This is a genomic window from Pseudomonas sp. W2Aug9, assembly GCF_023127755.1.
Taxonomy (GTDB): domain Bacteria; phylum Pseudomonadota; class Gammaproteobacteria; order Pseudomonadales; family Pseudomonadaceae; genus Aquipseudomonas; species Aquipseudomonas synxantha_A.
Genome location: NZ_SPKL01000013.1, coordinates 34,274 through 56,907, shown reverse-complemented (window position 1 = coordinate 56,907; position 22,634 = coordinate 34,274). Strand labels below are relative to the sequence as shown.

At 62.4% G+C, this 22,634-nt stretch carries 22 protein-coding genes; 10 read left to right on the top strand and 12 right to left on the bottom strand.

The window, feature by feature from the left end:
• Nucleotides 1–55: 55 nt before the first annotated feature.
• Both E3O56_RS11465 and E3O56_RS11460 read left to right on the top strand, forming a co-directional pair.
• Entirely contained in the window at nt 56–562 is a 507-nt protein-coding gene (locus tag E3O56_RS11465) for a sigma-70 family RNA polymerase sigma factor (protein ID WP_032880556.1), read from the top strand.
• Nucleotides 559–1,296 carry an anti-sigma factor gene (locus tag E3O56_RS11460; RefSeq protein WP_248128264.1) on the top strand — a complete coding sequence of 246 codons (738 nt, stop codon included), beginning with the start codon at nt 559–561 and terminating at the stop codon, nt 1,294–1,296. Before E3O56_RS11465 ends, E3O56_RS11460 begins: the two co-directional genes overlap by 4 nt.
• On the opposite strand, the gene E3O56_RS11455 is transcribed toward E3O56_RS11460, so the two are convergent.
• The 7 genes from E3O56_RS11455 to E3O56_RS11425 all read right to left on the bottom strand — a co-directional run bounded on the left by E3O56_RS11455 (nt 1,293) and on the right by E3O56_RS11425 (nt 7,609).
• Entirely contained in the window at nt 1,293–2,249 is a 957-nt protein-coding gene (locus tag E3O56_RS11455; protein ID WP_179119838.1) for a spore coat U domain-containing protein, read from the bottom strand. The genes E3O56_RS11460 and E3O56_RS11455 overlap by 4 nt on opposite strands.
• 41 nt (nt 2,250–2,290) lie before the next feature.
• On the bottom strand, nt 2,291–4,639 hold the full coding sequence (locus E3O56_RS11450; RefSeq protein ID WP_248128353.1) for a fimbria/pilus outer membrane usher protein: 2,349 nt from the start codon (nt 4,637–4,639) through the stop codon (nt 2,291–2,293).
• A 72-nt stretch (nt 4,640–4,711) separates the two neighbouring features.
• Nucleotides 4,712–5,500, bottom strand: coding sequence for a molecular chaperone (locus E3O56_RS11445; protein WP_248128263.1), 789 nt, complete (start codon nt 5,498–5,500; stop codon nt 4,712–4,714).
• A gap of 26 nt (nt 5,501–5,526) precedes the next feature.
• Nucleotides 5,527–6,015 (bottom strand): spore coat U domain-containing protein, encoded by a 489-nt coding sequence (locus E3O56_RS11440; protein ID WP_032880552.1) that lies wholly within the window; start codon nt 6,013–6,015, stop codon nt 5,527–5,529.
• Between the two features lie 2 nt (nt 6,016–6,017).
• On the bottom strand, nt 6,018–6,560 hold the full coding sequence (locus E3O56_RS11435) for a spore coat protein U domain-containing protein (protein ID WP_248128262.1): 543 nt from the start codon (nt 6,558–6,560) through the stop codon (nt 6,018–6,020).
• A gap of 18 nt (nt 6,561–6,578) precedes the next feature.
• The gene (locus E3O56_RS11430) at nt 6,579–7,124 is read right to left on the bottom strand and encodes a spore coat protein U domain-containing protein (protein ID WP_032880551.1); all 546 of its coding nucleotides are present in this window, start codon (nt 7,122–7,124) and stop codon (nt 6,579–6,581) included.
• Entirely contained in the window at nt 7,118–7,609 is a 492-nt protein-coding gene (locus E3O56_RS11425) for a spore coat U domain-containing protein (protein ID WP_187432786.1), read from the bottom strand. The genes E3O56_RS11430 and E3O56_RS11425 overlap by 7 nt, the downstream gene beginning before the upstream one ends.
• 190 nt (nt 7,610–7,799) lie before the next feature.
• On the opposite strand from E3O56_RS11425, the gene zapE reads away from it, so the two are divergent.
• Together zapE and E3O56_RS11415 are read left to right on the top strand one after the other, a co-directional pair.
• Nucleotides 7,800–8,894, top strand: a complete 1,095-nt coding sequence (gene zapE / locus E3O56_RS11420) for a cell division protein ZapE (RefSeq protein WP_103734462.1) — start codon at nt 7,800–7,802, stop codon at nt 8,892–8,894.
• A 37-nt stretch (nt 8,895–8,931) separates the two neighbouring features.
• Nucleotides 8,932–10,224, top strand: a complete 1,293-nt coding sequence (locus tag E3O56_RS11415; protein WP_248128260.1) for a protein kinase — start codon at nt 8,932–8,934, stop codon at nt 10,222–10,224.
• Nucleotides 10,225–10,278: 54 nt separating this feature from the next.
• Here E3O56_RS11415 and E3O56_RS11410 read toward each other — a convergent pair whose 3' ends face one another.
• Both E3O56_RS11410 and E3O56_RS11405 read right to left on the bottom strand, forming a co-directional pair.
• Nucleotides 10,279–10,986, bottom strand: coding sequence for a YebC/PmpR family DNA-binding transcriptional regulator (locus E3O56_RS11410; RefSeq protein ID WP_005789254.1), 708 nt, complete (start codon nt 10,984–10,986; stop codon nt 10,279–10,281).
• A gap of 109 nt (nt 10,987–11,095) precedes the next feature.
• On the bottom strand, nt 11,096–12,421 hold the full coding sequence (locus E3O56_RS11405) for an MFS transporter (RefSeq protein ID WP_103734460.1): 1,326 nt from the start codon (nt 12,419–12,421) through the stop codon (nt 11,096–11,098).
• Between the two features lie 258 nt (nt 12,422–12,679).
• Here E3O56_RS11405 and E3O56_RS11400 point away from each other — a divergent pair, with 258 nt between their 5' ends.
• On the top strand, nt 12,680–13,570 hold the full coding sequence (locus E3O56_RS11400; RefSeq protein ID WP_103734459.1) for a LysR substrate-binding domain-containing protein: 891 nt from the start codon (nt 12,680–12,682) through the stop codon (nt 13,568–13,570).
• Here E3O56_RS11400 and E3O56_RS11395 read toward each other — a convergent pair.
• On the bottom strand, nt 13,546–14,400 hold the full coding sequence (locus E3O56_RS11395) for a LysR substrate-binding domain-containing protein (protein ID WP_103734458.1): 855 nt from the start codon (nt 14,398–14,400) through the stop codon (nt 13,546–13,548). The genes E3O56_RS11400 and E3O56_RS11395 overlap by 25 nt on opposite strands.
• Before the next feature lie 111 nt (nt 14,401–14,511).
• Between E3O56_RS11395 and E3O56_RS11390 the strand changes: the two genes are divergently transcribed.
• The 3 genes from E3O56_RS11390 (at nt 14,512) to E3O56_RS11380 (ending at nt 17,153) form a co-directional block, all read left to right on the top strand.
• Complete coding sequence (locus E3O56_RS11390; protein ID WP_248128258.1) at nt 14,512–15,621, top strand: 2-aminoethylphosphonate--pyruvate transaminase; 1,110 nt, start codon at nt 14,512–14,514, stop codon at nt 15,619–15,621.
• A gap of 29 nt (nt 15,622–15,650) precedes the next feature.
• Nucleotides 15,651–16,478: a phosphonoacetaldehyde hydrolase gene (gene phnX / locus E3O56_RS11385; protein WP_248090082.1), complete on the top strand. Its 828-nt coding sequence runs from the start codon at nt 15,651–15,653 to the stop codon at nt 16,476–16,478.
• Nucleotides 16,479–16,592: 114 nt separating this feature from the next.
• On the top strand, nt 16,593–17,153 hold the full coding sequence (locus tag E3O56_RS11380) for a cytochrome b (protein WP_046068703.1): 561 nt from the start codon (nt 16,593–16,595) through the stop codon (nt 17,151–17,153).
• A 3-nt stretch (nt 17,154–17,156) separates the two neighbouring features.
• Here E3O56_RS11380 and E3O56_RS11375 read toward each other — a convergent pair whose 3' ends face one another.
• Both E3O56_RS11375 and E3O56_RS11370 read right to left on the bottom strand, forming a co-directional pair.
• The gene (locus tag E3O56_RS11375; protein ID WP_216091741.1) at nt 17,157–18,044 is read right to left on the bottom strand and encodes a pyridoxal-phosphate dependent enzyme; all 888 of its coding nucleotides are present in this window, start codon (nt 18,042–18,044) and stop codon (nt 17,157–17,159) included.
• A 57-nt stretch (nt 18,045–18,101) separates the two neighbouring features.
• Nucleotides 18,102–20,141 carry an NADPH-dependent 2,4-dienoyl-CoA reductase gene (locus E3O56_RS11370; protein WP_032880539.1) on the bottom strand — a complete coding sequence of 680 codons (2,040 nt, stop codon included), beginning with the start codon at nt 20,139–20,141 and terminating at the stop codon, nt 18,102–18,104.
• A 211-nt stretch (nt 20,142–20,352) separates the two neighbouring features.
• Here E3O56_RS11370 and E3O56_RS11365 point away from each other — a divergent pair, with 211 nt between their 5' ends.
• Together E3O56_RS11365 and E3O56_RS11360 are read left to right on the top strand one after the other, a co-directional pair.
• Entirely contained in the window at nt 20,353–21,483 is a 1,131-nt protein-coding gene (locus tag E3O56_RS11365; protein ID WP_078821715.1) for a carbon-nitrogen hydrolase family protein, read from the top strand.
• A 3-nt stretch (nt 21,484–21,486) separates the two neighbouring features.
• Nucleotides 21,487–22,521, top strand: coding sequence for an AraC family transcriptional regulator (locus tag E3O56_RS11360; protein ID WP_248128256.1), 1,035 nt, complete (start codon nt 21,487–21,489; stop codon nt 22,519–22,521).
• The last annotated feature ends 113 nt before the right edge of the window (nt 22,522–22,634 follow it).

The following is a 22,634-nucleotide window of genomic DNA, read 5'->3' as shown; positions in this document are numbered from 1 at the left end:
GAATAACCTACAGGGACCAACGTCTACTTCAACACACGTGAGTAGACTCATCCCCATGCATGAACTCGACGAACAGTTACACGAACTCATCCCCAGGTTGCGGCGTTTTGCCGTGTCGCTGACGCGCAACAGCAGCAGCGCCGATGACCTGGTGCAGGCGACCCTGGAGCGGGCGATCATCGCCTGGGCTGATAAGCGTGTCGAAGGCGACCTGCGCGCCTGGCTGTTCGCGATCCTCTATCGGCAGTTCCTCGACGCCCATCGCCGCAGCCGACGCTATGCACGTATGCTCGAATTCTTCACCGGGCGCGATGATGCGCAACCGTCGGTGGAGCGCACAGTGATGGCCCAATCCACCCTGCAAGCCTTCGACCAACTCAGCACCGAACAACGCGCCCTTTTGCTGTGGGTGTCCGTGGAGGGTTTGAGCTACAAGGAAGTCGCCGAGATCCTTCAGGTACCCATCGGCACCGTGATGTCGCGCCTGTCCCGTGCGCGCCAAGCGTTGCGTCAGCTCAGCGATGGCGAAATTACCGGCCCTGCCCTGCGGAGACTCAAATGATCAGCCTGCCCCCCAGCGAACGCGATTTGCATGCCTACGTCGATCACCAACTGCCGGACAGTGACCGCCGCGTACTTGAAGCCTGGCTGGCCAACCACCCCGAAACGGCCGCCCAGGTACACGCCTGGCAACAGGACGCGCAATTATTGCGGGCATCCTTGAGCGGCACCCTGCAGCAGCCGAGTAATCCGGCACTGGACCCGGCGTTGATCCGTCAGCGTATCAAGCGTCAGTCCCGCCGCCACTTCGCCAGCGCGGCGGCGTTGCTGATTGCCGTGAGCCTTGGCGGGCTTGGCGGCTGGCACGCCCGCGAAGCCACCCAACCACAGCCGCTGCCGATGACCGATGCCATGCAGGCTTACCGTCTGTTTGCCCAGGACGGCGTCATGCCCGCCGACTACAACGACGACGGCAGCGGCACTATGCAAGCCTGGCTCGACCGCTATTTCGATCAAGCCCATCGCCTGCCCGACCTGAGCCAGGCAGGCTTCAAACCGGTCAGCGGGCGCCTGCTCACTACCGATCAGGGTGCAGCCGCCATGGTGCTGTACCAAGACCCCCAAGGCCGACGCATCAGCTTTTATATCCGCCCGCCGGGACCGAACAACGGCTTCCTGCCTCGTGGCAGCCGCAGCGCCGATGGTTTGCAGGCCGAGTACTGGTCGGGCGGCGGCTATAACTACGCAATGGTCAGCCCGGTAGACCAGCCCACCCCGGCGCTGATGAAGTTCTAGAAACCCACGTCCAGCACCACGTTGTCCAGGTAGGTGCCGCCGGGTGGTGTGGGCTGGTCGGTGTAGATGCGAGCGTTGTAGTTAAATACCTGGCTGCCTATGCCCAACCCATTGCCGGGGTTGACCTCCGCTGTGGAACTGGCCCGCCGCGCCGCGCCGACGCTGCCCCAACGCGTGGTGCCGGCGCTTTTGAAGAGGTCATAGGCCAGGTAGTTGCTGCCGGAAACCATGCGTCGGCGCCCGCCGACACTGATCGGGTTCTGGCCGTCGCTCAAGCCCACGGTGTAGGCACTGCCCTTGGTGCAGGCGATATTGATGGTCTGGCCGGTCACTGCGGTAAACCCACTGACCACCGGCGCGCTGCCAAAGCTGATATTCGGCGCGGTGATCTGGCAGTCATTGGTCACGGTCATGCTGACGGTCAGGCTTGCCGTGCCGCTGCCCGTGTCACGCCCCAGGCAAATGCCGCCAACGCCGATTCCCGAGCAATAATTCCACACCCAGGCGATGTTCAATGTCTCGGTGTACAGCCCCGCTGCGATATTGCTGCCGGTAATGCTGCTCAGGTACAACGGCACGGTTTTCGCCCCGGGCCCGGCGATCAGGCCAATGCTCTGGGCAATGCCGCCCGCGCCCCCAAAATCGAATTGAGTGCCGCGGGTGATGGGATAACTGGTGCTGTTGTTGCCATAAATCGTGTAGCCAATCACATCACCGGTCGGCCCGACCATACCAGCAGTGGACGAGGTGATCGTGGCGTAGAAGTGGTCGGTGGACACCAGCAGCGAAATCAACGCCTGGGTGCAACTCAATCCGGAGTTGGTGGTAGAGCTGGTTTGCGCGGCAGTGCGCACCGTCATCGAGCTGATCGAACCGAAACTGGCCGGCACCGTGGAAACCACCGAACACACCGCCATAACCTGCCCGGAAAATAACAGCCCTGCCCCATACATCCATGCCTTGCCCCTCACCCGCAGTCTCCTTGCTCAAGCACTCACTGGCACACCAACGGCCCGATCAGGGGCACGTCCTGTTGCTGCTCATCGATAGCGAATGTCGCCTGGCAGGTGCGCCCCTCACTGAGGGTGACCTGCAAAGTATTGTGGGCGCTGAGGTTTTCCAGATAGACCAGCCCATCCCACCCCACCACCGCCTGGGTGTTGCTTTGCTCGTGCACCACCAGGCTGCCCAGCGGTAGCTCCTGATGCTGGCGATCCACCAGGGTGATACTGGCGGCGAGCACCCGGCGCAGCGGGAACTCCAACAGATAGCCGCTGCCCCGGCGTACCGACACGCGCTGCTCCACATTGGGGCTCTGCACGTTCGCCGGCAGGTTCAACGGGTCAATTTCATATTTGCCGCGGTAATACGCGCTGCTCCATGGCACCAGCAAATGACCGTTGCGGTCGGTCTGGCCCACCAGCTGGTTTTCGTAGCGCACTGGAATCCCGGCGAACCCCTGGGTACTCACCACCACAAACGCGTCATTGATACGGTTGGCAGCAAAGGTTTCGCCGCCCATCCACACCAGCGAGCCGCTGGCATCCGCCCAGCGCGTTTGGGCGTCACTGCTGCCGTACACGCCGGCCTGCAACTGCACTGACTGCAAGCGCCAGGTCAGGTCGGCCTGCCGATAGCTTGGCGCATCGCCCTGGGCATAGCCGAGGTTGTAGCCCACGCCGCCTTCGCTGGGCACCGCGCGGCTGTAGTTGATGCGCTGGCGACTGGTGCCGTCCTTGCTGCGCTCGGTGCTCAAGGCCAGGCTGCCGTTGAGGTCGAACGGGATCACCAGTTGCGCCTGCATGGCCCAGTTGCTGTCGCCGATTTCGCGGTTGGCCGACAGGTAGAAGCTGGTGTTGCGCCACAGCGGTTTGCTCCAGCTGAGGTTGAGCAGGCGCGTGCGCGAATCGTCTGCCGCCTGCACGTCGAAATACCCCAGGCCCAGGCTGCCGAAACGTTGAAGGTTGAGGCTCAGCGTCACCTGCTCGCTGCGCTTGCTGAGGCTGGCGTAAGGGGTGTCGACCAGGGTCAGGTCGGCGTAGTCATCGCGCCGTTCAACGCGCTGGTACATCAGGCTGTAGCGCGTGCTGTTGTACTGGTAGCCAAGGCTGAGTTGCTGGCCGCTGCGGCTGTCGAACTGGCTCTGGCTGAGGGCGGTATTGAGCACGCCGAAGTTGCCCAGGCGCAGGTTGGCGCCAAGCCCGCCGAGGGTCAGGTCGCTGGATGCTTCGGCATGGCTTTCCAGGGTCAGGCTGTCGGAATAGCCATAGCGAAAGGTGCCACTGGTTATGCCCGGCCCGTAACCGAAATCGCGCAGGGTGTAGTCACGGCGCAAGGTACCGGCAGCCACGGAAAAATCCGTCAAGCCTTGTTGCAGCAAGGTGCTGGTAACGTAGAACGGCACCGTGGTCGACACCTGGCGCCCGAGGGCGTCGGTGGTCACCACGACAGCCTCCCCGGCGCCGTTGATAAATGGCACGTTGGTCAGGGTATAAGGCCCGGGTTGCAGCTGCGCGGTGTCGGATTTATAGCCGTTGATAAACAGGTCCACCGACGAGGGCACCGCCGCCTCACCGGCGAACTGCGGCAAAGGGTAAGTGACCAGGTCCGGGCGCACGGCAAAGTCCCGGGACACTTGCACCCCGCCCAGACGCACCGAGCTGCTCCAGGGCAGCGAGCCGCTGATCACGTCGCCCGCCTCGTAGGTGAGCAGGCGCTCATCATCGGAAAATCGCCAGGTGGTGTCGTAGCGCCGGTAACCGTTGCCGAGGGTACTGTCGGTGATGCCATCAGCCAGGGTCTGGCGCACCTGCCCGGTGTTGGACAAGGTGCCCCAGGTGTCGAACAGCCGCACTTCGTTCCAGGCGGCGAGGTAGCTGCCGCCGTCATCGGTGTCGTTGAAATACACGTCATAGTTGAGCAAGGCGCCGAAGCTGCTCATGGCCTGGGTGCGCGGATAGGTATTGCGATTGCCGATAAACTGCGCCTGCAACCAGGATGGCGGTACATCCAGCAACAGGCGCTGGCCGTTGCTGTCGTAGTCGCTGTGCAGCCCAGGCACCTGGTCCAGGGCCACGCTGCCGACAGGCTCGCCGGGCAATTTCATACCCACGTCCTGCAGCGCGCTGGCGGGCACAAACAGCTGGCCGGCGCGCTGGTCGACCGCAATGACGCGGCCGGTGTCCATCTGGTTGACCACCAGTTCCAGAAACAGCTGTGCATCGGCGACTGCCTCCATGCTGCCCGGCGGCGGCGGCAAGTCGCCTGCCATCGCAGCGCCCCACAACCCGCTTGCCACTGCCACCGATGGCCATAAACCCCGAGCCCAACCACGACTCACCATGGCGTTGTGTCCTTCAATGGACATCTCCATCCTGTTAAAACCCGGGCGTATGCCCGTAGCGCTACCTGACGGTTATCGCTTGGGCGCCAGGCTTTCCAATTGGGGCGCACCGTTGACCCTGACCTGCAACGGCTGGTCGGCCGATACGGCATCCGGCACCGGCCAGCGCATACTCGCGCCCGGCAGCACATAGCCGAGCAGACCTTCTACCAGCGGCCGGGTCTGCCCGCCTTGTTTGAACGACGCATCGGTGAGCCGCGCATGCACGGCGCCCTGGTTGCGCATCTCGATGTAACTGCGCCCGCCCACGTTGACCTTTTGCCAGCTCAAGTCCGGCTTGCCGGCCCCCTTGGGGTCGCGTTGACGTGTGGCGTCGTCCTTGCTCCACAGCCCGGCGCCGTAGGCAAACAAGGGCACCGAATAGCGCATCTGGAAGCGAATCGCCGCCGCCGTGTTCTTGCCTTCCGGCGGCGCCGGCACCTGCAGCGCCGAGGGGATTTCATCGATGATGATGCGATAGGCCAGCTCCTGCCCCGGCGGTACTTCGCGGGTTCGGGTCAGGCGCACCAGTTGCTTCTGGCCGGGCTCGATTTTGGCCACCGGCGGGCTGCCGATCACGTCGCGCTGGTTTTGGTACTGCTCGTCGAAACCGTTCTGGCTCCAGGCAAATACGCGGATCTGCAGGTTGGCCGTTTCCGTGCCACGGTTCTCCAACCACAGCGCGCTGGCCTGTTGATCGGCCTCCAGCACCGGGTCGATGGGCCAGATCAGCACCGAACTGGCCGCCTGCACCAGCCCTGCGCCACACAAAAGCCCCAAGGCAATACCCGCGGCCCACCACCGCCGGGAAGTTGAATGCATAAATCCACTCCTCAATACCGTTAGCCCTACCACGACAGCTGCACCTGCAGCGTGTCGCTGTACGTCCCCCCAGGCTGATTGCCGGGTAATACCACCCGCCCGTAAATCGGCAGGCTGATGTTGTTGGCATCGCTGTAAGTCACGCTGACGCTCTGGCTGACGCCCAGGCTCTGGCTGAACGCCGCGTCGCGAAACAGTTGATAGGCCACCCGCGCGCTGCCGCTGTTGAGCTGCAAATTGCGCCCGGCGCTGTTGTAAAGGCCGCCATCCACACTCATGGTCAGCGCCACCCCCGGAGTGCATTGCAAGGTCACACCGCCGGTGAGGGCTGCCGTGACCGTACCGGTGGCCAGTGCCGAATAGCTGCCATAGGCCAACGCGCCGTAGTTGGAGCCGCCGCCCACGATCAGGCAACCGGGAGTAATGGTCGCGCTGACCTGGAAGCTCTGGCTGGTCGCTGCCGACAACGGCAACGGCAGCGCCAATCCACAGGCCACCCCCAGCCTGAGCCACAGGGTCAGAACGTCAGCTCCACGGCCACGGTATCGGTGTAAGTACCTGCCGGCAGGCCCGCCTTGCCCACCGCGCGACCGTAGAGGTTGACGGTTTGTGCCACGCCGGTACTGGTGGCGAGCGTCACCACGCCATCGATCGCCAACAGCGCGGAACGCCCGCTGTCAGTGTAGAAATCGTAAGGCACGAAGTTACCCGCCCCATCGGCCAGCGCACGGGTGCCCCCCGGCGAGGCGCCATCATGGGTGCCGGCACGCACCGTCACCGTTGGCGTGGTACCGGCTGAACACAGAATCGACAGCGCCCCGCCGGTGCCGGTGCCGCCCAGCAACTGGGCGTCGGCATTGGTAAACAGGCTGTTGGTGGTGCCGAAGTTCAAGCTACCGAAATTCAGCCCGGTAGCCGCCCCGGAGCCGTTGACCTGGCAACTGGCGATCAAGGTCAGGCTCGAACTGATCTGCCCGGTAACCGTGGTCGCCGCATTCAGGCTGGAGGCCAGCGCCAGGCCCAGGGCACATACGCCCATTCGCGATACGAGTACATGCATGATATCCATCCTCATGGTTTACCAATCCAGAGTCACCGTCAGGGTGTCTGTGTAGATGCCGGCCGGTAGGGCCCTGGTATTCGCCACCACGGAGCCGAATACCGGAATGGGTACCTGCGCGCCCTGGGTCACGACGAAATTGCGTTGCTGGCCGATGCGGTAGGCACTCTGGCCCAACGCATCGGCCGATAGCCGATAGGGAATGGTCTGGCGCCCGTTGCTCAAGCGGCGCGTGGTGCCGTCGCCATGGGCGCCACCGTCGATGGTCACGGTAAAACTGCTGACCAACGACGGGTTGCAGGACACCGACAGCGGCGCTTTATCGCCATCGGAAATGGTCGCGCCCAAGGTGTCGTTCCAGGTCGGTCCCTGGCTGCCGAAATCCAACAGCGCAGTGCCACCGTCCGGCGTCACTGGCGCGCGTTCCACGCCTTTGCTGACTTCGCAACTGGCGGTAATCACCAACCGCGCGTGAATCTGCCCGTTGACCACAGCCGCCTGCGCGTCCTCGGCCAGCAACAGCAGGCCGCCCAAGGCCGCGATGGCCAGATAGCGGCTTACCATGTGACCGTGACCTTGAGCAGGTCGGAATAACGCCCCACCGCAGGGATGTCTTTGAGCGGTTCAATGCGGCCATACAACGGCAGATCAACCGAGCCGGTGTCCGGTACGCGGCCGCTGACCGGCACGTCCACCGGCAAGGGGATCAACCGGGCTGCGTCGGCATAAATGCGATAAGGAATGGGCTTGCTTGAGGGCATCGCATTACTGAGGTAACGCACTTCGCCCACGCCACCGTGCAGGCCGCCGTCAACGCGCATTTGGTAAGGCGTGTCGGGGTTGCACTCCAGGCGCGGCTGGCGCTGGCTGATCAGGGCCGCACTCAGTGGGCCGGCCGGGTCATCCAGACGCGGGCCGCTGCCGAAATCCAATACGCCAAGTTGCTCGATGCCCGCATTGCGAGTGGTGCCCACCAACTGGCAACCCCGCTGCACGTCGATGCGCACCTCCACCTGGAGTTGCGCAGCAGAAGCCGTGTTGCAGAGCATCGCGCCCATGACAGCCAATACCGCCGGTCCCTTCACTGCCCCAATTCCTTATACAGGGGTAACAACCTTGTATGAGGTTAGCCAGTTAACGCGAAAGTGCCAGTTTGCAAGGCTCGGCGCCCTTCACTGTTGGTCAAATGGCATCAAGCGTCCTACAGTAAGCGACCACCGCAATACAGAGTGATTATTCTTGGCCGTGCTTGCCCTGTTCCAGCGCCTGCTGGGTAAAAAATCCGACGCCTGGGGAGCCTCGCCCATTCCTGCCTATTTTCAGAAAAAGGCCGAACAACAAGGCTACACCCTCAGTGACGGCCAAATCCGGGCGATTACCGCCCTGAATCGGGAGGCCCAGCACCTGCTTTATGGCCAGGCCACGCGCAGCCTGTACCTGCACGGCCCGGTAGGTCGCGGCAAGAGCTGGCTGCTGGACGGGTTTTTCCAGGCGCTGCCCATCGCCGAGAAGCAACGCGTGCATTTCCACGACTTCTTTGCCCGGCTGCACCAGGGCATGTTTGCGCACCGCGAGCATGAGGATGCCTTGGGCGTCACTCTGGATCAGTTGCTCGCTGATTGCCGTGTGCTGTGTTTTGACGAGTTCCATGTGCACGATATCGGCGATGCAATGCTCATCAGCCGCTTGTTCAAGGCCCTGTTCCAACGCGACGTGCTGGTATTGGTAACGTCCAACTACCCGCCCGAAGGGTTGCTGCCCAACCCGCTGTATCACGAACGATTCAAACCGGTGATCGACCTGATCGCCGCACGCATGGACGTGCTGGAAGTCAGCGCGCCCCAGGACTTTCGCAGCCTGCCCCAGGCCCACGCTCAACAACGTTTCACCCGCGGCCACTATGTGTGGCCGGGTACACCGGCACAGCGGGAAAGCCTGGGTGTGCCTGCCACCAATGGCCCGGCGCAAACCCTGACGGTTGGCAATCGGCAGTTGCTGTGCCGAGACCATCAGGCGCGGACCATCCTGTTCACCTTCAACGACCTGTGTGAACAGCTCACCGCCGTGATGGATTACCTGCTGCTGTGCCAGGACTTCGACCACTGGATCATCGACGGCCTGCCGCAGTTGGCCGAATGCCCTATCGCCGTGCAACAGCGTTTTATCAACCTGGTGGACGTGCTCTACGATCAGGACAAACACCTGACCCTCATGGGTCACCAGCCGCTGGATAAAGCCCTGGAAGGCCAGGCCATCGACCTCGCCCGCACCGCCAGCCGCTTGCAGCAGTTGCACATGCTCTGCCCGCAAACCGCACCCGAGCCGCTATCATGAGCGCCTTTTACGCCCCCTTCCGAGTGCCGCGCTGTTCATGAATACCCTCGCCCAACTCAAGGCCGGCCAATTGGCCGGCGCCAAGCGCCTGGACCTGGCCTGCGGGCTGACCGAGTTCCCCCGGGAAATCTTCGACCTGGCCGACTCCCTGGAAATCCTCAATCTCACCGGCAATGCCTTGAGTAGCCTGCCCGAGGACCTGCACCGCCTGACACACCTGCGTGTGCTGTTTTGTTCGGACAACGCGTTTACCGAGCTGCCGGCGTGCCTGGGGCAGTGCGCGAAGTTGAGCATGATCGGCTTCAAGGCCAACCAGATCGGCCATGTGCCCGCCGCCGCCCTGCCGCCGAAGTTGCGCTGGCTGATCCTCACCGACAACTGCATCAGCCAATTGCCCGATGAACTGGGTCAGCGCCCGTTGCTGCAAAAGTTGATGCTGGCCGGTAACCAACTGACGCAATTGCCGCAAAGCCTGGCCCACTGCCAAAACCTGGAACTGATCCGCATCGCCTCCAACCGCTTGACCCACCTGCCGCAGTGGCTGCTGACCTTGCCAAGCCTGACCTGGCTGGCCTACGCCGGCAACCCGGTGGAAATGGCCATGACAGTGACGGGCGAAGATGGGACGCCGAACATTCCCTGGGCTGAACTGGAACTGGGAGAAGTATTGGGCGAAGGCGCTTCCGGGATCATTCACAAAGCAATCTGGAAACCCCAGGCGCTGCCGGTCGCGGTCAAGCTATACAAAGGCACCATCACCAGCGACGGGTCACCGCTGCATGAAATGCAAGCCTGCATTGCCGCCGGGCTGCATCCCAACCTGATCAAGGTGCAAGGCCGTGTCATCGGGCACCCGCAAGATCAGGCAGCATTGGTCATGAGCCTGATCGACCCGAGCTACCGCAACCTCGCGGCGCTGCCTAGCCTGGCGTCCTGCACCCGGGACATCTACGAAGCCGATACCCGTTTCAGCCTCGACGTGGCGCTGCGCATGGCACGAGGCATCGCTTCGGTGGCGGCGCACTTGCACCGTCAGGGGATTACCCACGGTGACCTGTATGGCCACAACATCCTGTGGAATGTGACGGGTGATTGTTTGCTCGGAGACTTCGGCGCGGCGTCATTCCATGCCACGGCCGACACCTTGGAAACCAGGGCGTTGCAGCGTATTGAAGTGCGCGCATTCGGGGTGTTGCTGGGGGAGTTGTTGGATCGGGGTGAAGGGGCAGTAAATGAGGATCTGGTTGAACTGCAAAAAAGCTGTTGCCAGCCCGATGTGTTGGCGCGGCCAAGCTTTGAAGAAATCGACGGCGTACTGAGCGCTATCTAACACCGCTGGAACAATGTGGGAGGGGGCAAGCCCCCTCCCACTATGCAGTGATGACTAGCCAGCCAGGCCGACAAACATATCCTGCACATCATCATGGTTATCCAGGCCTTCCAGGAACGCCTCGACTTCGGCCATCTGCTCATCGGTCAAACCACTGACCGGGTTCTTCGACAGGTAACCCAGCTTGGCCGACAGCACGGTGAAACCCTGCTCTGGCAAAGCTTTCTGCACGGCATCCAGGTCGGTGGTTTCGGTGATGAACAGGGTGGTGCCCTCTTCTTCACCGTCTTCAAAATCCTGGGCGCCAGCTTCGATGGCGGCCATTTCCGGATCAGCATCAGGGGTGTCCGGCGATGCTTCAATCAGGCCGACGTGGTTGAAATCCCACGCCACCGAACCGGAAGCGCCCAGCTGGCCCTTGCGGAACGCCACGCGGATTTCCGCCACGGTGCGGTTGATGTTGTCGGTTACGCACTCAACGATCAGGGGCACCTGGTGCGGGGCAAACCCTTCGTAGGTCACACGGTGGTACTGCACGGTTTCACCGAGCAGACCGGCGCCCTTCTTGATCGCACGATCCAGGGTTTCCTTGGGCATCGAGGCTTTCTTGGCCTGCTCGACCACCAGGCGCAGGTGCGCGTTGGTCGCGGTATCGGCGCCGTTGCGGGCGGCGATGGTGATCTCTTTCACCAGCTTGCCGAAAATCTTGCCCTTGGCATTGGCTGCCGCTTCTTTATGTTTGACTTTCCACTGTGCGCCCATGACTCACTCTCTACTTTCCATGGCGCCGAAACGTCTACTGGCCGGCGCTTTGGGGGCAGAGTTTATAGCGCAAGAACACGCTAATCCACCAAAAAACCGGCCAGGTGCCTCAGGTGCGCAGGGGTTTGATGGTGGCACTGCGATCCGGTATGAAGTCCCCCACCTGCGCCAGAACAGCCGGCCTGGCGTTCCAGTAGGGCATCAATACCAGTGAAGAAAACAGCGCCGCGCCGGCAAACACGATAAACACCGTGACGGTATCGAAGTAGCCCGGCAGCAAGCCGCCGAGGATCGCGCCCACCGAACCGCAACCATTCACAAACCCTGCCGCCGTGGCGCCGGCTTTGGCAGTGCCGAAGTCAATGGCGGCGGTGCTGCTGATCATCGAGTCCGGACCGTACAGAGTCAGGCCCATGACAAACAGCAAGGCCATCACCAGCACCACACTGCCGGTGTGCAGCGCGCCCATGAACAACGCCAGGGCCACGGTCAACGCCAGCAGGCTCAGCACACAGGCCGGCATACGCCGGGCGCCGAACAGTTTGTCGGAAGCCAGGCCGATCAGTACCGGCCCGAGCAAACCGGCCAGCTCAAACGCGGTGGGCACGATGGCCGCGCCGACCTTGCCCACCGACGGCATCTGTTCGTAGACGATTACCGGGCCCCACAGCAAAATCGCGTAGCGCGCCGGCTTGAGCAGGAAGTACGCCAGCCCCAGCGTCAACACCGTGCGGTTGCGCAAGATAGCGCGCAACGGTTCAAGCACACTGATGCGCTGTTCGGCGGCCCTGTTCTCGGCACTCATGAGCGGCTCGGGCTCCACCGCTGGCAAACCCACATCCTGGGGGGTATTGCGCTGGAAAATAAAGAACAGCACGGCCACCACCGCCACCACCGCAGCACTGGAGATAAACGCCGCGTGCCAACTACCGATCAGGGTGTAGGCCCACCAGCCGGCGAACGGTGAAGCCACCAAGCCGCCAAAGGCATAGCACGAACTCCACAGCCCCAACACCCGCCCACGCTGCTGGGCCGGGAAGAAACTACCGAGGTTCTTGCACAACCCCGACCAGCCGGTGGACTGCGCCAACCCCTGGATCAACATGCAGGTGACAAAGATCGGCAAGGTCGCAAACGTGCCCATCACCAGCGCGGCGGCGGCGGAAACCAGCAAGCCGCCAAGCACCACCACCCGTGGCCCGAAGCGGTCGGCGAGCATGCCCCAGGTGAACTGGCCCACGGCGTACGCAGCGAGATACAAGCCATCGAGGTTGGCCATCATCATTTTATCGAGGGGGAAGCTTGGGTCGTCGCCGATCCCCAGTTTTGCCACCGAGAAGGCTTTGCGGGTGAAATAGAACGCGGCGTACGCCAGCCAGGTGATGGCGAAAATCTGCACGCGCCAACGCTTGATGCTACCCATAGGGATATTCATGGTGGTTCTGACCTCAGGTGTGAGTGTGCCGGCAGAATCGAAAGAAAACGCCTGTTTTTTTTATGGTTGAGCACTGCAATGCCGGGCCTTGGAGGGCGCGGTATTGGTCAGATGAACGCGGTGTGCCTGCGCCCATGGCCGTCGAGGTTGTAGGACTCAACCTACGGCGGCTGAGGTGCATCAAAGCAATGGCTGACTAATAGGTAAAATCGATTTATCGTATTTCAAATATAAGCTCAGCTTGTAAGAGGACGTGCCATGTCGGTTTCCCATGCCCAACTCAAAGCCTTCCATGCGGTGGCCGTGCACGGCAGTTTTACCGGCGCCGCCGAGCGCCTGTTCCTGACCCAGCCCGCGATTTCCGACCAGGTGCGCAAACTCGAAGAGCGCTTCGGCGTGTTGCTGTTTCACCGCAACAAACGTTCGGTACGCCTGACCGACCTGGGCGAACGCCTGCTGGGCATTACTCAGCGCCTATTTGTGATCGAGGCGCAAGCCGAAGAATTGCTGCAAGACTCCCGCGCCCTGCTCACTGGCACCCTCACCCTGGCGGTGGATGCGCCCGTACATGTACTGCCACAGATTGCCCGCTTCTGCCGGCTGTACCCGGGAATCAGCGTGAAGATCGAAACCGGCAACACCGATGAGTCGTTGTTGCGCCTGTACAACTACCAGGCCGACCTGGCGCTGTTGGGTCGCGATGTCGACGATGCGCGCCTGCTGTCGCTGCCATTGCCCGACGATCAACTGCTGGCGTTTGTCGCCTGCAACCATCCCTGGGCCGGGCGCGAATCCATCTGCCTGGCCGACCTGGATGACACGCCCTTGGTGCTGCGGGAAATCGGCTCAGTGACCCGTCAGACCCTGGAGCAGGAAATGCGCCAGGCCGGCCTGCGCATTCGCCCGGCGATTCAAGTTGAAGGCCGCGAAGCCGCGCGTGAAGCAGTGGTGGTGGGCATTGGCGTGGGCGTGGTATCGGCGGCAGAGTTCGGCGCAGACGCTCGGGTGTACGCCATGCCGATCCGCGACTGCACTCAGCGCATGAAGGAAACCCTCGTCTGCCTGAAAGAACAGAGCTCACGTCGCGTGGTGGCGAGCTTTTTGGAGATCGTGCGTGACAGCCTTCACGCCAACTCGAAAAAAGCCTGAATCAAGCGCAGCGAACGGCGCCGCTCCATGCAGCCGAGCGTATGCCGGTTCAGCAGGCCATCGCCCAGGATCGGCACAGCGTGTACCCGCGGGTCCGGGCTGACCTCCATCGACGACACCACCCCTACCCCCAGTTCGGCCGCGACGGCTTCGGTCACGGCTTCACGGCTGTCCAGTTCCAGCAGCACCCTGGGCTGCACATTCGCCGCCAGGCACGCGTCGTCGAACGTGCGCCGGGTAATGGAACTGGGTTCACGCAGCACCATGATCACCTCATGCAGCTGCGCCAGTTCAATCCCGTCGGGCTGCTTTGCCCACGGATGCGCTGCCGGCACCAGCGCGCAAATCCGTGACTCGTCCAGAGGTTGCAGGTGCAAGCCATTGCGCGGCTCCACCTCGGTGAGCACTGCCACATCGGCATGTTCGGACAGCAGCGCCGCCAGGGTTTCCTGGGCGTTGCCCAGGCGCAGGTTCACGGTAATGCCCGGGTAGCGCGAGCGCAGGCTGGCGATCATCGGCATCACCAGGTGCGGACCATCCGCGGCTACTTCCAGGCGCCCAGTGAGCAACTGCCGGTTGGCCTCCAGCATGGTCTGCGCCTCATCCACCAAACCGAAGATCGCCCGGGTGATGGCCGCCAAGCGTGCGCCCTCTTCGGTCAACTCCACCCGCCGGGCGGTACGGCGCAACAGCGCAATCTGGTAATGCTCTTCAAGCGCCTTGATATGCCCGGTTACCGCCGGCTGGCTGATGAACAGCCGCGCCGCAGCACGGGTAAAACTGCCCTCGCGGGCCACGGCATCGAATGCACGTAGTTGGAACAGATTCATAGCTATCGGCCTCACTGATAGCTCGCATAACAACAAACAATTTGATTGATAACAAGCCAAACTGCAATTTAGGCGCCGTAGCTTCAACCCCGACCCTTGCGAGGATTTGAGATGACCACTGCCGCGCCGATCCTGTTGACCCCTGGCCCCCTGACCACTTCGACCCGCACCCGTCAGGCGATGATGGTGGATTGGGGGTCATGGGACGATCGCTTCAACCAGCTCACCGCCAGCGTCTGCACGCAGCTGCTGGCGATCCTCAATGCTGCCGACAGCCACCATTGCGTGCCGTTGCAGGGCAGCGGCACCTTCGCCGTCGAAGCCGCCATCGGCACGCTGGTCCCGCGCAATGGCAAGGTGTTGGTGCTGATCAACGGCGCCTACGGCAAGCGCCTGGCGAAGATTTGCGAAGTGCTCGGTCGCTCGTTCAGCACCTTTGAAACCGCTGAGGACGAGCCCACCACCGCTGCCGATGTAGATCGCCTACTGCAGGCTGACGCGGCCATCACCCACGTCGCGCTGATCCATTGTGAAACCAGCACCGGCATTCTCAACCCGCTGGCGGAGATCGCCCAGGTCGTCAAACGCCACGACAAGCGCCTGATCATCGATGCCATGAGTTCTTTCGGCGCGCTGGCGATTGATGCTCGCGAAGTGCCGTTCGAGGCGCTGATCGCCGCCTCGGGCAAATGCCTGGAAGGCGTACCGGGCATGGGCTTTGTCTTTGCCGAAAAAGCTGCGCTGGCCGCCTCCCAGGGCAACTGCCATTCCCTGGCAATGGACCTGTTCGACCAGCACACCTATATGGCCAAGACCGGCCAATGGCGTTTCACCCCACCGACCCACGTCGTCGCGGCCCTGCATGAAGCGTTGCTGCAATACGCCGAAGAAGGCGGCCTGCCCGCCCGTCATCAACGCTACGCCGACAACTGTCAGGCACTGCTGGACGGCATGGCTGCGCTGGGCCTGCGCAGTTTCCTGCCGGCGGCGATCCAGGCGCCGATCATCGTCACCTTCCACGCACCAAAAGACCCGCGCTACCAGTTCAAGGACTTCTACGAACGGGTCAAGGCCAAGGGTTTCATCCTTTACCCCGGCAAGCTGACCCAGGTGGAAACCTTTCGCGTGGGCTGCATCGGCCATGTCGATGCGGCCGGTATGCAGGCGGCGGTCAAGGCTATCGCCGACGTGCTGCAAGAAATGGAAGTGCTGGACATTTGACTGCCCCCATTACCCACAGGACCTGAACCATGAACTATCAAAACCCCAACACCCTCCAGGCCGTTATCCTCGACTGGGCCGGCACCGTGGTCGACTTCGGCTCCTTTGCCCCCACGCAGATCTTTGTCGAGGCGTTTGCCGAGTTCGACGTGCAAGTCTCTATCGAAGAAGCCCGTGGCCCGATGGGCATGGGCAAGTGGGACCATATCCGCACTCTCTGCGACCAGCCGCAAGTTGCCGAGCGCTACCGCAAGGCCTTCGGCCGCACACCGACCGATGATGACGTGACCGCCATCTACCAGCGTTTCATGCCGCTGCAAATCGAGAAGATCGCCGAACACTCAGCCCTGATCCCCGGCGCCCTCGACACCCTGGCCGGCGTGCGCGCCCAAGGTATCAAGATCGGCTCCTGCTCCGGCTATCCCAAGCAGGTGATGGACAAGGTCGTCGCCCTGGCCGCCACCAACGGCTATGTCGCCGACCACGTGGTCGCGACCGATGAAGTCCCCAACGGCCGCCCGTGGCCGGCCCAGGCCCTGGCCAACGTGATCGCCCTGGGCATTGATGATGTGGCCGCGTGCGTGAAGGTCGACGACACCGTGCCGGGTATTCTCGAAGGCCGTCGTGCCGGGATGTGGACCGTAGCGCTGACCTGTTCGGGCAATGCCCTGGGCCTGACCTACGAGCAATTTCGCGCCCTGGACAGCGCCACACTGGCCAGCGAGCGTCAGCGTATCGAAGCGATGTTCCAAGCCTCGCGCCCGCACTACCTGATCGACACTATCAACGACCTGCCGAATGTCATCGCCGACATCAACGCACGCCTGGCACGCGGGGAAATGCCGCAAAGTTACTGACCAGGATCAAGGCAACGGCATTGGCAACGAGCGAAGCGCTCAAAACGGGCATACAGTTAACGTACTCCGTCGCTAAAGAGCGGAGGTATGCCCTGATGAGTGAGGAAAAAAGCAATGCCGTGGAAAAACTCCGATACGCGCTACAGCACCATGTCGATTGCGTTGCACTGGTTGATGGTGGTGCTGCTGGCGGTGGTCTACGCCTGCATTGAGTTACGCGGCCAGTTCCCCAAAGGCAGCGGTGCGCGCACGCTGATTGTGGAAATGCACTTTATGTTCGGACTTACCGTGTTTGTGCTGGTGTGGCTGCGCCTGTTCGCACGCAGCCTGGGGGTGGCGCCGAAGATCGTGCCGGCACCGCCGCCATGGCAGAGCCTGCTGGCGAAGCTGATGCATGGGGCGCTGTATGCGTTGATGATCGGGTTGCCGATTGCCGGTTGGTTGATCGTCAGTGCCAAGGGGCATTCGGTGATGTTCTATGGGATGGAGTTACCGCCGCTGATTGCAGAAAACAAGGCGTTGGCCGAGGAGATTGAAGGCTGGCACGTGCTGTTCGCCCAGATCGGTTACTGGCTGATCGGGCTGCATGCGCTGGCGGGGATTTTTCACCATTATGTGATGCGCGATAACACTGCCTTGCGAATGATGCCGGGCGGGCACAATCCCACCCGTTGACACCTACAGGAAACCTCGGCGGCCTTGCAGGCCGCCAGTGTGGATGAAGATCAGCCGGGTGCCGGGGGCAAAGCGTCCGGCCTCGATCTGTTGCTTCAATGCCAGCAGCGCCTTGCCGGTGTAGAGCGGCTCCAGTGGCACACCGCAGGCCCGTTCGGTGCGCTCGATAAAGTCGAGCAGCAGCGGATCGACCTTGGCAAAGCCGCCACGGCAGGCGTCCAGCAACTCATAACCGGTCTGCACAATCGCACTCACATTCTGCGCCACGCCATGATCATCCGGCACAGCCATTGCGCCGTACACCGGATGCGCGCCGGCCTCCGCCAGCACCAACCCGGCCAGGGTAGTACCGGTGCCCGCCGCCAGCCACCATGCGTCGTAATCCGTCCAACCGAGGTGGCTCAACTGCGCCCGCGCCTGCTCCACCAACACCCCACAGCCCAGCGCACCCTCCAGACCACCACCGCCTTCGGGTATCGGATAAAGGTCGGGATACTGCTCGCGCCAGGGCAGCCAGAAACCCGGCTCATGCCGCGCCCGATAACCGCCGTAGCCCAGCCAATGCAGTTGCATGCCGAAGGTCTTGAGGTCGAGCACCGTGGGAGTGTCTTGGGGATGGCCGCGCAACAGGCCGACCGTGGGAAAATCAAAGCGCTTGCCCGCCGCTGCCAGTGCGTGCAGATGGTTGGAGTGAGCCCCGCCAAGGCTGATAACCCCTTGGGCGCCGGTAGCGCGGGCCTGAGCCAAGTGTTCGGTAAGCTTGAACCACTTGTTGCCGCTGATCAGCGGGTCGATGCGGTCCAGGCGCAGCACGGCCAGCTCGATGCCGTTCAGCCAAACAAGCTGCACAGGTTCAAGGGGCGCATAAGGCAGCCAATCGAAAGGGCCCATCGGCAGGTATCTGAATGAGAAAGGGGCGGCAAGTCTAACACCGCCCCTGTTGTCGCCTTACAACTCGGCAGCCAGGCGCGAGCCCTGATTGATGGCGCGCTTGGCGTCCAGCTCGGCCGCCACATCGGCGCCGCCGATCAGGTGCACGTTCTGGCCGGCAGCGACCAGGCCGTCATGCAGTTCGCGCAGCGGGTCCTGGCCGGCGCAGATGACAATGTTGTCCACCGCCAGCACCTGCGGTTCACCCTCGGCGCCGATGCGGATATGTAAGCCTGCGTCATCGATCTTCAAGTACTCGACACTGTTGAGCATCTGCACCTGTTTGTTCTTCAAACCGGTACGGTGAATCCAGCCGGTGGTCTTGCCCAGGCCGTCGCCAACCTTGGAAGCCTTGCGTTGCAGCAGGAACACCTCGCGGGCCGGCGCATGGCGCTCGGGCTTGATCCCGGCCACCCCGCCACGTGCTTCCAGTTGGGTATCGATGCCCCACTCTTTCCAGAACGCCTCGCGATCCAGGCTGGTAGACACGCCTTGGTGTACGAGGAATTCCGATACATCGAAACCGATGCCGCCGGCACCGATAACCGCCACACGCTTGCCCACCGGCTTGCGCTCCAGGATCACATCCAGGTAACTCAACACCTTGGCGTTCTCGACTCCCGGGATCGCCGGGGTGCGCGGCGCGATACCGGTGGCCAGGATCACCTCGTCATAACCACCTGCCACCAGCTGCTCGACGCCCACACGAGTGTTGAGGCACAGCTCTACGTGAGTGGTCTGCAATTTGCGTTTGAAGTAACGTAGGGTTTCGAAAAACTCTTCCTTACCCGGCACACGCTTGGCGATATTGAACTGGCCGCCAATCTCGCTGGCGGAATCGAACAAGGTCACCTGATGCCCACGCTCAGCGGCAACAGTGGCAGCGGCCAGACCGGCAGGGCCGGCGCCGACCACCGCGATTTTCTTGATCTGCTTGACGGGCAGGTAATTGAGTTCGGTTTCATAGCAGGCGCGCGGGTTGACCAAACAGGTGGTCAGCTTGCCGCCGAAGGTGTGGTCCAGGCACGCCTGGTTGCAGCCGATGCAGGTGTTGATTTCATCGGCGCGCCCAGCGGCGGCCTTGTTGACGAACTCCGGGTCGGCCAGAAACGGGCGCGCCATCGAGACCATGTCGGCATCGCCTTCGGCCAGGATCTGCTCGGCGATTTCCGGGGTGTTGATGCGGTTGGTGGTGATCAGCGGAATCTGCACCGCACCGCGCAATTTGGCGGTGACTTTGCTGAAGGCGCCACGCGGGACCTTGGTGGCAATGGTCGGGATACGCGCTTCGTGCCAGCCGATACCGGTGTTGATGATCGTCGCGCCAGCCTGCTCGATAGCCTTGGCCAACTGCACGATTTCCTTCCAGACGCTGCCGCCTTCCACCAGATCAAGCATCGACAGGCGGAAGATAATGATGAAGTTCGGGCCGACGGCCTCGCGCACGCGACGCACGATCTCCACCGCCAGGCGCATACGGTTTTCAAAGCTGCCGCCCCAACGGTCGGTGCGATGGTTGGTCTGGGCGGCGAGGAACTGGTTAATGAAGTAGCCCTCCGAACCCATGATTTCCACACCGTCGTATTCGGCGGCCTGGGCCAGCAAAGAGCAGGTGACAAAATCCTGAATCTGCTTCTCGATGCCCTCCTCATCCAATTCCTTGGGCTTGAACGGGTTGATCGGCGCCTGGATCGCACTCGGCGCCACCTGCTTGGGGCTGTAGGCATAACGCCCGGCGTGAAGGATCTGCATGCAGATCTTGCCGCCCGCCTCGTGCACCGCCTGGGTGACGATCTTGTGCTTGCGCGCCTCTTCTTCAGTGGTCAGCTTGGCTGCCCCGGCGTATACACCGCCTTCATCATTCGGACCAATGCCGCCGGTGACCATCAGGCCCACGCCACCACGGGCGCGCTCGGCAAAGTAGGCTGCCATGCGCTCGAAACCGCCGGGCTTTTCTTCCAGGCCGGTGTGCATCGAGCCCATCAGGGTACGGTTGCGCAAGGTGGTAAAACCCAGGTCCAACGGGGCCAGCAGGTGCGGGTAGGCAGCAGCGGTCATGGTACAGCTCCACAACGGATCATCACGGGACGTGGCGCACTCGAACGGTGTGCCATCGGTTTATGTCCCACAGACTAAGAGGCGGTGGACCACGGCTCAATGACTGAAACTGACAAGTTATTGATCCAAATGCACAGCGCCCCTTGGCAAGCCGCGCCATGGGCCCTACCCTAGTCGCGAACCCTGCACCTGGTCTGTTGTCTGTTGCCCCATGCGTAAACTTCTAGCGTTCACCGTCACCATGGCCCTGGTTGCCGCCCTTGCCGCGTATCTGGTCTGGACCCAGGAGCGCCCCGTGGCGCATTACCTGTCGGACCTGCGTATCACCCTCGCCGTCAATGAGGGCGAACCAGCCGACCGTGGCAACCTGCTCGGCATTCAGCCAGAGCTGTTCCCTGCCGACTATCAAAGCCTGGAACGCCTGCATCTGAAGCTGTCGAGCTACCTGCAAAAAGCGCGCGACCAAGGCCTGATCAACGCCAAGACCATCGTGGTGCTGCCCGAACATATCGGCACCTGGCTGATGCTCAAGGGCGAAAAAAACGAGCTGTACCAGGCCACGCATTTGAAGGATGCGATGAACTGGCTGTCGATCAGCAACCCACTGCAGTTTGCGAAAGCCTGGATCAGCGCCACCGGCGACAACCGCATGGATGACGCCTACCTGCGCATGAAGGCCCCTGCCATGGCGCGCGACTATCAAGTGGTGTTCGGCGGCCTGGCAAAAGAATTTGGTGTAACCCTGGTGGCAGGCTCCATCGCCCTGCCCAACCCGAGCGTGATCCAGGGGCAGTTGGAAGTCGGCCATGGCGCGCTGTACAACGCCAGCGTGGTGTTTGCCGCCGACGGTTTGCCACTGGGCCAACCGCAGCGTCAGCTCTACCCGATCTACGATGAGCGTGGCTTTATCGAGCCAGGCGATGAGAATGTCGTCAGCGTGGTGGATACGCCTGCCGGGCGCCTGGGCATCCTGGTCGGCAGCGACAGCTGGTACCCGGACAACTATCGCAAGCTTAACGAGCAAGGTGCGCAACTGATCGCAGTACCGGCCTTCGTCACTGGCCGCGACACCTGGGACCGTCCATGGCGCGGCTTCAAGAGCGTGTCGACGCCTTCCGAGGTCAGCCTCAAACCCGAAGAAACCAGCGAAGGCGCCGCCTGGCGCCGCCTCACGCTGATCAGCCAGCAGCCTGTCAGCCAGGCCATGGCGGGCATGAGCGTGTTTTTACGTGGGCAGTTCTGGGACCTGGGCAGCGCCGGCCAGAGTTTTCTGAGCAGCAACGGGCAAGTGTTCGCCGACGGCGATGCCCGTGGCGCGCGCCTGCTGAATATCTGGCTGTAGCCCTTGAAGCCGGTGCGCCTGGGGGATCTGTCGGTGGGCTTCGTGCACACCCTGGCCGATGCCATCCAGAGCCACGGCCTGGACCCGCAACCGCTGTTGCTGCAATACGGCCTGGACTCTGCACGCCTGGCTGAAGCCGGCGCACGCCTGTCGATCCCGCGCTATATGCGCCTGGGCCACGCGGCCATCCAACTGACCGGCGACCCGGGCCTGGGCCTGCGCATGGGCCAACTCAGCCGCTTGAGCCAGGCCGGCCTGGCCGGTGTCACCGCCGCCCAGGCCCCCAATGTGCGCGAAGCGGCGCGCACGCTCACACGCTTTGAAGCGCTGTACGGCTCCAACTATCGCGGGCAATCGAGCTTTCATGAAGATGCCGAAGGCGCCTGGCTGCGGTTCTACTCCATCAGCCCCTACAACGCCTATAACCGCTTTGTGGTGGACTCGATCATCGCCGGTTGGCTGCAACAATTATCCAGCCTGGCGCAACAGCCGGTGCAGGCACAACGGATAGAAATCGAATTCGACGCGCCGGACTATCACGAACACTACAATAGGCTGGGAAGCGGCCTGGTGCACTTCGGCGCCGATGCCAATCAACTGCGTCTGAGCCAACCCACCTTGGCGCTGCGCAACCCACAGCACTGCCCAAGCACCTGGCACCTGCTGCTGCAGCTGTGTGAAAGGGAGTTGGAGCAGCTGACTCGCACCCGCAGCCTGCGCGAGCGCATCACGCGGTTGCTCGGGCCGATGCTCAATGGCGGCCGGGAACCCGACCTGGAAGAGGTGGCGGCACGCTTAAAACTGCCGACCTGGACACTGCGGCGCAAACTGGCCGAGGAAGGCACACAGTTTCGCGCAATTCTCAACGACACCCGCCGCGACCTGGCCATGACCTATATTCGCGATACCGAGCTGGCATTTGGCGAGATCGCCTACTTGCTTGGCTTTGCTTCAGCCCAAGCCTTCCAGCGGGCCTTCAGGCGCTGGAATAACCAGACCCCAGGGGAATTTCGCCGCAGTCAGCGGCATTCCGCCTGAAGTCAGCGTTACAGCTCGGTGGCATCGTCGACCGGATCCAGCGGGTCCAACTCGAATGCCTGATACTCCAGCAGTTCTTCCTGGTAATCGTCCATGGTGGACTCCTTCTTCAA